Source organism: Arenimonas sp. (assembly GCF_044348765.1).
Lineage (GTDB): Bacteria > Pseudomonadota > Gammaproteobacteria > Xanthomonadales > Xanthomonadaceae > Arenimonas.
In genome coordinates this window covers 1-9041 of the sequence record NZ_JBIKSE010000050.1, presented here as the reverse complement: position 1 = coordinate 9041, position 9041 = coordinate 1, and the positions used below count along the sequence as shown (strand labels likewise).

Sequence of the window (9041 nt, the reverse complement as noted above, 5' to 3'; positions counted from 1 at the left end):
CGATGGCGGTGACGCGCAAACGGCCATGCCCGCGCACCACGAAGGTGGCGGCGTAGGCCCAGGGCCGATTATCACCGCCGGGTCCGTCGTCGTCACCGCTTTCCGAATCCGGTTCCGGAACTCCAGCGCATTTGTTGACGGGTAAGGACTCGCCGGTGAGCAGCGATTCATCAACCTGCAGGTCGTGCGCCTCCAGCATTCTGCCGTCGGCGGCGACACGGTCGCCTTCGGCCAAGAGCAGAATGTCGCCGCAGACCACTTCGCGTGCCGGGATGTCGCGTGCCGTGCCATCGCGCATGACGCACGCACGGGTCCCCGTCAGTTCGCGCAGAGCGGCGATGGCGTTCTCGGTGCGGCCTTCCTGGTAGAAGGTCAGTCCGATGACGGCCAGTACGAACACCGCCAGCGTCAGCCCCTCGCTGAAATCGCCCAGCAGCAGGTAGAGTGCGGCCGCCAAAACCAGCAGAGCGAACATCGGTTGCCGGAGCAGATCGAAAAGCCGCCGTTCGAGGCTGCGCCGGCGGGCCAGTTCCAGTTGGTTGGGGCCGTCTTTGACCAGCCGTGCCGCCGCCTCGGATTCCGTGAGACCCAAGGCGGACGACATCTCGGTCACTGTTGGCATCCGGCGGCATGAATCGGCAGAATCATTCCGGCAGCGTCTTGCCCGGATTCAAAATATTGTCCGGATCGAACAAGGTTTTGATACCGCGCATCATCGCCAGGGTTTCCGGGCTGAAGGCCTGCGCCATGAACCCACGTTTGGCCAGGCCGATGCCATGCTCGCCCGAGAGCATGCCGCCCAGGCGCAACACTTCGGTGAACAGTTTTTCCGCGCAGGATTCGGCCATCGCGGTCTGCGTGGCTTCGGCTTTGTCGTACATCACATTCACATGCACATTGCCGTTGCCGATGTGACCGAAGCAGACGATCAGCAGGCCGGAGTCGCGGCTGAGCTGCTCCACGAAGCGCACCAGCTCGGGCACCCGCGATACCGGCACTACAACGTCCTCGTTGATTTTTCCACTGGCCAGACTGCGCAGCGCCGGCGATAAGGCACGCCGCGCCGCCATCAACTGCGCCTGCTCGTCGCTGCTGCCGGGAATGGCAATATCGAGGCAGCCCGCGCCGCCGGCATGCGTGGCCAGAGTTTGCATCAATGCGTCAAGCTGTGCCGGATCACCGTCGCCTTCAATCATCAGCAGCGCGCCGGCATCAGGTAGATCTGCGCCGCCGATGTCGCGCGCCAAGCGGATGGCGGTGGCGTCCATGAATTCCAGCATCGACGGTGTTTCCGGCTGCGCCATCAGTCGCGCCACCGCTTCGGCCGCCGATTCGACATCGCGGTACAGCGCACGCAGCATGCGGCTTGCCGCCGGTTTCGGATGCAGCTTCAACGTCGCTTCCACCACCAAGGCCAGACCGCCTTCCGAGCCGATCAACAGACGCGACAGATCGAATCCGGAGGCATTTTTATTCGTAAGCGCACCGAACTCCACCAGCTCGCCGGTACCAGTCACCGCTTTCAGCGCCAGCACATTGTCGCGGGTGGCGCCGTATTTCACCGCACGCGGGCCGCCGGCATTGCAGGCGATGTTGCCGCCGATGCTGCAGTACGGTGCCGAGGTCGGATCCGGTGGCCAGAACAGACCGTGTGGCATCAAGGCCAATTGCAGATCGCCATTGAGTACGCCGGGTTCCACCACCGCGGAGCGGTCACCGGGCGCAATGGCCAGAATGCGTTGCATACGCTCGAAGCTGATCACGATGCCGCGTTCGATGGGCACGCTGGCGCCGGTGGTGTTGGTGCCGCGGCCGCGTGCGGTCAATGGCAGTTTGTAGTGGCGGGCCAGCCGCACCGCAGACTGCACCTGTTCGATGCGCACCGGCAACAACACCATGGCCGGATTGGCACGGTAACTGGAGTTGTCGTAGCCGTAGGCTAGGCAGTCGGCGGCGGCGGTCAGCACGGCCTCATGGCCGAGTGCTTTTTCGAAAACGGCGATGAGGCTGCGGTCCATCAGAATACGTCCTCGAACACGAAGGCAGCCTGCAGCCATTCGATCTTCCAGGCGTTATCACGGCCGGTCAGCAGCACGGCATCGAAACGGCAGGGCGCCTTAGCGTATTGCGGATGCTGCTTCAGCCAGTACTGCGCAGCCAGGGCGCATTTGCGCATCTTGCGACGGTCGATGGACTGTGCGGCACCGCCGAAGGCATCGGATTTTCGTTGACGCACTTCTGCGAACACCACGGTATCGCCGTGCAGCAGAATCAGATCCAGTTCACCGACGCTATAACGGGCATTACGTGCCAGTGACCGCAGGCCATGCTGTTCCAGAAAGGCCAGTGCGGCATCTTCCGCCAAATGGCCTTGCTGTTGCAGCGGGCTGAGCTTAGGGGCCATTAACGGCTTGCGCGGTGCCGGTGCGGAAGACCGACCAAGGCAGCGCACGTTCGATGCGGCCGTCCGGTTCCAGATGCAGGCCACCGGTTGCACCCGCGATTTCGCTGTTTGGGCTAGCCAGCCAGACCGGCAGACGCGTGGCGATCAACCAGGCATCGGCACCGAAGGCATTGAGTTTTGCGCCCGGACCGCGCGCGCTTGGCAGTTTCAGCAACTGCCCGGCATTGATGTTCAGACTATTACCGCGGTTGACCAGCCACGGCATCTGCAGGAACTCGATGCCATCGAGTTGCGTATTGGTTTTGGCATCGCTGCTGTCAGTGATGTCGGTGCCGCCGAACACCGGAATGTCGCTGGCGCCATTCAGCGCGAGTGCGGCCCGCGTCGGCTTGGCGGTATCGCCGTCCATCAATAGCAAAACGGCAGTGGCTTCCCGCACCGCATCCGGAAGCGCCGGATTGACGGCAGCGCCCGCGGTATCCTTGCCGAACACCGGTGCCGGTGCTTTCAGCAAGATGCTGCCACCGCCGGCTTGGTAACGTTTTTCAAACGCGGCCAGCATGCGGCTGTTGCTGTCACTGCCTTGGCTGAACACGGCCGTCTGCAGCAGGCCCTTGCCAAGCAGGTGTTCGGCGATGATTTCGCCTTCGCGCTCTGGGCTCAGCGAGAAGTTCAGGACATGCCGATTGCTCGGCGTTTCGAGCCGGTTCAGGGCCAACACCGGGATGGTTCCGGCGATGTCATGGATGGCCGCGACCTCGTCCTTACCGATCGGTCCGATAATCATCTGTGCGCCGTCTTTGATTGCACGATCAAATGCGGTTATGGCGCCGGCGGCGCTGCCTTGCGTGTCATAAAAACGGATGCCGGGTTTGCTGCGGATTTCGGCGTAATAGGCTGCGAGCAGGCCATCGCGGATGGCGTTGCCGGCAACCACGAGGTTGCCGGACTGGGGCAGAAGCACGGCCAGTTTTGCCGGCGGGCGGTAGTCGGCGGCACCGGATTCCGGGAAGGCATTGATCAAAGCTGGATCCAGCCAATGCTGGTTTTTTGCACGCGCCTGTGCCAGCGCATCGGCTGGGGTCTGTACTTTTGGCATATCACTCACCTGGGGCCGTGTTGGACCGGTACTGCAGGCGGTCAACACACACAACACGGCGGCGACGGTCAATGCACGCATAATCCAATTCCCTTCAGCGAAACGCTATGATGGAGGCAGTTCCAGACTGGATTTTAGCAATGTTCGAGCTGAAAAAGGGCGCTTTGTATGTGGTCGCCACACCGATCGGCAATCTGGGCGATTTAAGTGCACGCGCCCGCGACGTGCTGGCCGGTGTTGACCTGATCTGCGCCGAGGACACCCGGCATACCCGCCAGATGCTGAACGCGCTCGGAATGGACCGGCCCTTGCTGGCCTTGCATGAGCACAACGAGTCGGAGCGTGTGGCACAGGTATTAGAGCAGCTGCAATCCGGCAAGACACTGGCGCTGGTCAGCGATGCCGGCACGCCCTTGATTTCCGACCCCGGGTACCGCCTGGTCCGCGAGTTGCGTGCGGCCGGAATCACCGTATCGCCGATTCCCGGGCCGTGTGCCGCCATCGCGGCGCTGTCGGTGGCCGGTCTGGCCTCCGACCGATTCTGTTTCGAAGGCTTCCTGCCACATAAGACCTCGGCCCGACGCGAGCGTCTGAATGCGCTGGCTGGCGAAATCCGCACCCTGGTTTTTTACGAAAGCGCGCACCGTATTGAGGAGTGTCTGGCCGACATGCGTAGTGCTTTCGGCGATGAGCGCGAAGCGGTATTGGCGCGCGAAATCAGCAAGCTGTTCGAAACGGTTCTGGACGGCACGCTGGCTGCCATCGCGCAAAAAGTCGCGGCCGATCCGAACCAGCGCAAGGGCGAATTCGTCCTCATCGTTGCCGGCGCGCCGGAAAACGAAGACGCCGCCCTTTTGGAAGGACGGCGCCTGTATGCCAAATTGGCGGAAGTCATGAAGCCTTCGCAGGCCGCGAAAATTGCGGCTGATCTTAGCGGCGCGCCGCGCAGAGCCTTGTACGGCGGCGAATGATTATTCCTTCCTGATTTTTATTTTCAAATTTTTGACATCATTGCTCAGCAAGACCAAACTGCTTGAGCCCTCAATGAAATTGAGTTTGACCAGCACCGATTCACCATCGTCAGTTTCAATGTTGAAGTCGCGTGGAAATGCTTTTTGCAGGGCGTCTTCAACGATGTCGGCAATGTTGTTTTCGTTGATGCCTTTCTTGATTGGTATTGTTGCCACCACCGGCTCGACATCGCTGTTCTTCATCACCATGCGGAACACCAAGGTGCCGTCTGATTTCGCCTCATTATCGAATGTGATCCGCCATTTGTTTGAATACTTCAAAGTCATCCGATCGCCAGGCATTTCAGTTCTGGTCAGTTCTGCAATCTGTTCAGTAGTCAATGCATCAGTCGGGGAAGGGGCGGCGGCGTTGGCCAATACGCCATTTTGGGAAAATGCGGCGGAACTCAACGAGAACAAGGCGCCAATGATGGCGAGACGAATCGGTGTTTTCATATGTCCAACTTAAGTCATTATTAGGTTTGAATGCCGGGCAATAGCAGGCTGGCTTTCAGCCATGGTACACCCAACTATGCGACAATACTCACGGCGGAGTTGGCCAGACAACCGCGTCGCGCAAGCGCCGAGGAAAGTCCGGGCTCCACAGAGCAGAGTGCCAGGTAACGCCTGGGCGGCGCAAGCCGACGGCCAGTGCAACAGAAAACAAACCGCCGAACGGCCGCAAGGTGCGTGGTAAGGGTGAAATGGTGGGGTAAGAGCCCACCGCCTGCGGGGCCAACGCCGCAGGGCAGGGTAAACCCCACTCGGAGCAAGGCCAAATAGGGGTGCTATGGATCGGCTCGATCCGCACCCGGGTGTGCTGCTTGAGCCCTGCGGCGACGCAGGGCCTAGAGGAATGGTTGTCCACGACAGAACCCGGCTTATCGGCCAGCTCCGCCCCTTTCCGATTCAGCCCTTAGTGCGCCCACGCTGCCGGTCTCACAGTCACCGGTCAAACATGCGAATTTTTGCGCAGGACGGATCAGTCCGAGTTCAATTCGGGAAACGATAGCTCCTGTGGATAAGTCCGTGGAAAAAAACTCACCCAGAGCGTGATTTATTAAATTTCAACATAAACAATGCACATTATTCGTTTCTTAAAGCGAATTCTTAAGTTAGTGCAAGCTATTGATTCGGCTTGTGAAATTTTCATGAAAAGTGCTTGACTTTGCCTTTTTGGAATACTAATGTGGGAGAACGAGGAAAATTCTGGAAATTAGTGGGAATTTGTGGATATGTTTCAGGGTGAAACCGCCATCAGCATCGACGACAAGGGGCGTTTGGCCATTCCAACAGCCTTCCGTGATCTGGTTGCGGGCGCCTGCGGCAATCGCCTGGTGCTGACCTACAATCCCTACGAAGCCGGCTGTCTGTGGCTGTATCCCGAATCGGTCTGGCAAAGCGTACGCGATCAGGTCAATGCCTTGCCCAATGCCAAGAAAGTCCACCGCAATCTGCAGCTCAAGCTGGTCGGTGCCGCCACCGTGCTCGAGCCGGACAACAGCGGCCGCGTGTTGCTGCCCGGTAGCCACCGCAATGCCGCAGGAATAGAAAAGCGCGCCGTGCTGCTCGGCATGGGCAGCAAGCTCGAACTCTGGAGCGAACAGGCTCATCTGGCACAAATTCGTCACGCCATCGTCGAGGATGATATCAGCGACGTCATGTTGGATCTGAGGATTTAAGCCATGGCGAACGGGACCTCTGTGCCGATGCAGATTCCCCGCCATCTTCCCGTGATGTGGAAAGAGGTTATGGATGGCCTGCATGTAATACCCACTGGGCGCTATCTGGACGGTACTTTCGGCCGTGGCGGCCACGCCCGTGGTCTGCTCGAGGCACTCGGTCCGGACGGCCATCTGCTGCTGATGGACAAAGATCCCGAGGCGATTGCACATGCGCGCACACATTTCGCCAGTGATACCCGTGTTGCTCTGTACCATGGCTCGTTCGCCGAGATGGGCGGCTGGTCGGAAGCCCGGCAGGGTCTTGACGGAGTGCTGTTCGACCTCGGAGTATCTTCACCGCAGCTGGATGTGGCCGACCGCGGTTTCAGTTTCCGCCTGGACGGTCCGCTCGACATGCGCATGGACAGCACGCGCGGCCAAAGTGCCGCAGACTGGCTGGCGCAGGCCTCGGAAAAGGAAATTGCCGAGGTGCTCTGGCTTTATGGCGAAGAAAAAGCCAGTCGCAAGATCGCACGTGTATTGGTCGCTAAGCGCACGGAAACACCATTCATCCGGACTGCGCAGTTGGCGGAATGTATCGCTGGCGTGGTCGGACGCTTCGATGCCAAGATTCATCCGGCCACCCGCAGCTTCCAGGCTATCCGCATCTTCATCAACCGTGAGTTGGATGATCTGGAAACCGGTCTGCAAGCGGCACATGATCTGCTCAAGCCAGGCGGCCGCCTGGCGGTTATCAGCTTCCATTCGTTAGAAGACCGTATCGTCAAGCAGTTCATCGCGCGGCATGCCAAGGCGCCGGCCGGCAATCGTCGCATGCCACAGGTACCGGACTTCCAGGCCAGTCTGAAGGATATTGGCGGCGCTGCCAAGGCCGATGCCGTTGAAATCGCTGCCAATCCGCGGGCGCGCAGCGCGGTGCTACGCGTGGCCGAAAAGGCAGGTGCACGTTGAGTTCGCGTCTGCTGCTGCTGTCGGCCCTGCTCGTGGCGGTACTGTGCAGCGCTGTCTCGGTGGTGTATTCCAGGCATTCGCACCGGCAGACCTACATTGATCTGACCCGGCTACAGAAGCAGCGCGATGAATTCAATGTCGAGTTTCGCCGGCTGCAGACCGAGCAGGCGACTGTTTCGGAGGCCAACCGCATCGTCGGCATCGCAACCAATAAAATTGGCATGCATTTTCCACTTGATAATGAAACCGCGGTCGTGCAGCCATGAGGCCGGTATCGCGTGCCAGCCAACCGCGCATCCGCTTGGCCTGGATTGTCGGCATATTGCTGATGTGCGGTGGCGTGGTGGTGGCGCGTGCCGCTTATATGCAGCTCTGGGCGGAAGATAAATTGCAGGCCGCAGGTGATGAACGCTTCCTGCGCGAAGTGACTATCGCCACCACGCGCGGTATGATTACCGACCGCAACGGCGAACCCTTGGCGATCTCCAGTCCGGTCGAGTCAGTCTGGGTCAATCCCAAAGAAGTGATGGCCGACGGTAAGCGCGTCCCGGAACTGGCGAAAGCACTGGATATTCCGCTGCAAACGCTGACCCGAAAGCTGGCGCAGAAGAAAGACAAGCAGTTCATGTATCTGCGCCGCCATATGAATCCGGATGATGCCAAGGCGGTCGTCGATCTTGGCATCCATGGCGTCTACAGCAGTCGCGAATTCCGACGCTTCTATCCGCATCGCGAAGTCATGGCGCAGCTAATCGGAACCACCAATCTCGATGAGCATGGCGTGGAAGGCTTGGAAAAGGTTTTCGATGACTGGCTGACCGGAACACCGGGCAAGCAGAAAATCATTCGCGACCGTCGCGGACGTATCGTTGAGAACATCGATTTGATTCGTCCGGCTGAGAACGGCAAGGATTTGGTGTTATCGATCGACCGTCGCATCCAGTATCTGGCCTACAGCGAGCTCAAGCAGAGAGTCTTCGATGCACGTGCCAAGGCCGGTACGGCGGTGGTGCTTGATGTGCGCACCGGAGAAGTTTTGGCCATGGTCAGCTACCCGTCATTCAATCCGAATGCGCGCAGCGGGGTGAGGCCGGAAACCCGCCGCAACAAAGCAGTGACCGATGTGGTGGAGCCGGGCTCAACCATGAAACCGTTGACGGTTGCAGCGGCAATGGAAGCGGGAAAGATCACGCCGGAAACGATATTCAATACCAATCCAGGTTGGATTCCGAACGGCAAATACCGCACTACCGATACCCATAATTACGGCGTGCTCGACACCACCGGCGTCATCCGTAAGAGTTCCAATGTCGGTTCGGCGATGATCGTGCATCGATTGACCAACCAGGACTTTTATGACTTCATGCGCCGCTTCGGTTATGGCGTGACAACCGGCAGTGGCTTCCCCGGCGAAAGCCCCGGCTTTCTCCCGCCGCCGCCGCTGTGGAGCGGCACCTCCAAACAAACCATGTCTTATGGTTATGGCTTGAGTGTGACGCCCTTGCAATTGGCACATGCCTATGCGGCTCTCGGAAATGACGGTCGTGCCATCACACCGACCTTCGTCAAGGGCGGCAAAGGCGAAAGTAAGCAGATACTCGATCCGAAAGTCGCGCACGAAATCGTGAAAATGATGCAGACAGTGACTGAGCCCGGCGGTACCGCTACCCAAGCGGCGGTACGCGGCTATCACGTTGCCGGCAAAACCGGTACCGCACGCATGGCGGATGGCGGTGGTTATTCCCGCCGCTATAATGCGTTCTTTGCAGGCATGGTGCCGGTCGATAATCCACGGTTCTCGATGGTGGTGGTCCTGCAGGATCCCGACCCCAGTCGGGGTTATACCGGCGGCGTGGTTTCGGCTCCGGTATTTAAGAATGTCATGGAAGGAT

At 59.5% G+C, this 9041-nt stretch carries 10 protein-coding genes and 1 other RNA gene; 6 read left to right on the top strand and 5 right to left on the bottom strand.

The window, feature by feature from the left end:
* The 4 genes from ACIQ0Q_RS07790 to ACIQ0Q_RS07775 all read right to left on the bottom strand — a co-directional run.
* A partial coding sequence (locus ACIQ0Q_RS07790; protein WP_395772373.1) for a cation-transporting P-type ATPase occupies nucleotides 1-604 on the bottom strand: 604 nt, incomplete at its 3' end.
* A gap of 40 nt (nucleotides 605-644) precedes the next feature.
* The gene (locus ACIQ0Q_RS07785; protein ID WP_395772372.1) at nucleotides 645-2018 is read right to left on the bottom strand and encodes an FAD-binding oxidoreductase; all 1374 of its coding nucleotides are present in this window, start codon (nucleotides 2016-2018) and stop codon (nucleotides 645-647) included.
* Nucleotides 2018-2404 (bottom strand): YraN family protein, encoded by a 387-nt coding sequence (locus ACIQ0Q_RS07780; RefSeq protein WP_395772371.1) that lies wholly within the window; start codon nucleotides 2402-2404, stop codon nucleotides 2018-2020. The genes ACIQ0Q_RS07785 and ACIQ0Q_RS07780 overlap by 1 nt, the downstream gene beginning before the upstream one ends.
* Complete coding sequence (locus ACIQ0Q_RS07775) at nucleotides 2394-3584, bottom strand: penicillin-binding protein activator (RefSeq protein WP_395772370.1); 1191 nt, start codon at nucleotides 3582-3584, stop codon at nucleotides 2394-2396. Before ACIQ0Q_RS07775 ends, ACIQ0Q_RS07780 begins: the two co-directional genes overlap by 11 nt.
* A gap of 59 nt (nucleotides 3585-3643) precedes the next feature.
* On the opposite strand from ACIQ0Q_RS07775, the gene rsmI reads away from it, so the two are divergent.
* Nucleotides 3644-4474, top strand: a complete 831-nt coding sequence (rsmI, locus tag ACIQ0Q_RS07770; protein ID WP_395772369.1) for a 16S rRNA (cytidine(1402)-2'-O)-methyltransferase — start codon at nucleotides 3644-3646, stop codon at nucleotides 4472-4474.
* On the opposite strand, the gene ACIQ0Q_RS07765 is transcribed toward rsmI, so the two are convergent.
* A complete protein-coding gene (locus tag ACIQ0Q_RS07765) occupies nucleotides 4475-4969 on the bottom strand; it encodes a hypothetical protein (RefSeq protein WP_395772368.1) in 495 nt (164 codons plus the stop codon). It lies immediately after the preceding gene.
* Nucleotides 4970-5064: 95 nt separating this feature from the next.
* Between ACIQ0Q_RS07765 and rnpB the strand changes: the two genes are divergently transcribed.
* The 5 genes from rnpB to ACIQ0Q_RS07740 form a co-directional block, all read left to right on the top strand.
* Nucleotides 5065-5413, top strand: an RNA gene (rnpB, locus tag ACIQ0Q_RS07760) — RNase P RNA component class A.
* A 335-nt stretch (nucleotides 5414-5748) separates the two neighbouring features.
* Entirely contained in the window at nucleotides 5749-6195 is a 447-nt protein-coding gene (mraZ, locus tag ACIQ0Q_RS07755; protein WP_395772367.1) for a division/cell wall cluster transcriptional repressor MraZ, read from the top strand.
* 3 nt (nucleotides 6196-6198) lie between these two features.
* Nucleotides 6199-7149, top strand: coding sequence for a 16S rRNA (cytosine(1402)-N(4))-methyltransferase RsmH (gene rsmH / locus ACIQ0Q_RS07750; protein ID WP_395772366.1), 951 nt, complete (start codon nucleotides 6199-6201; stop codon nucleotides 7147-7149).
* Nucleotides 7146-7415 carry a cell division protein FtsL gene (gene ftsL, locus ACIQ0Q_RS07745; RefSeq protein ID WP_395772365.1) on the top strand — a complete coding sequence of 90 codons (270 nt, stop codon included), beginning with the start codon at nucleotides 7146-7148 and terminating at the stop codon, nucleotides 7413-7415. Before rsmH ends, ftsL begins: the two co-directional genes overlap by 4 nt.
* Nucleotides 7412-9041: peptidoglycan D,D-transpeptidase FtsI family protein (locus ACIQ0Q_RS07740; RefSeq protein ID WP_395772364.1), on the top strand; the 1630-nt coding region annotated here is incomplete at its 3' end. The genes ftsL and ACIQ0Q_RS07740, both read left to right, overlap by 4 nt.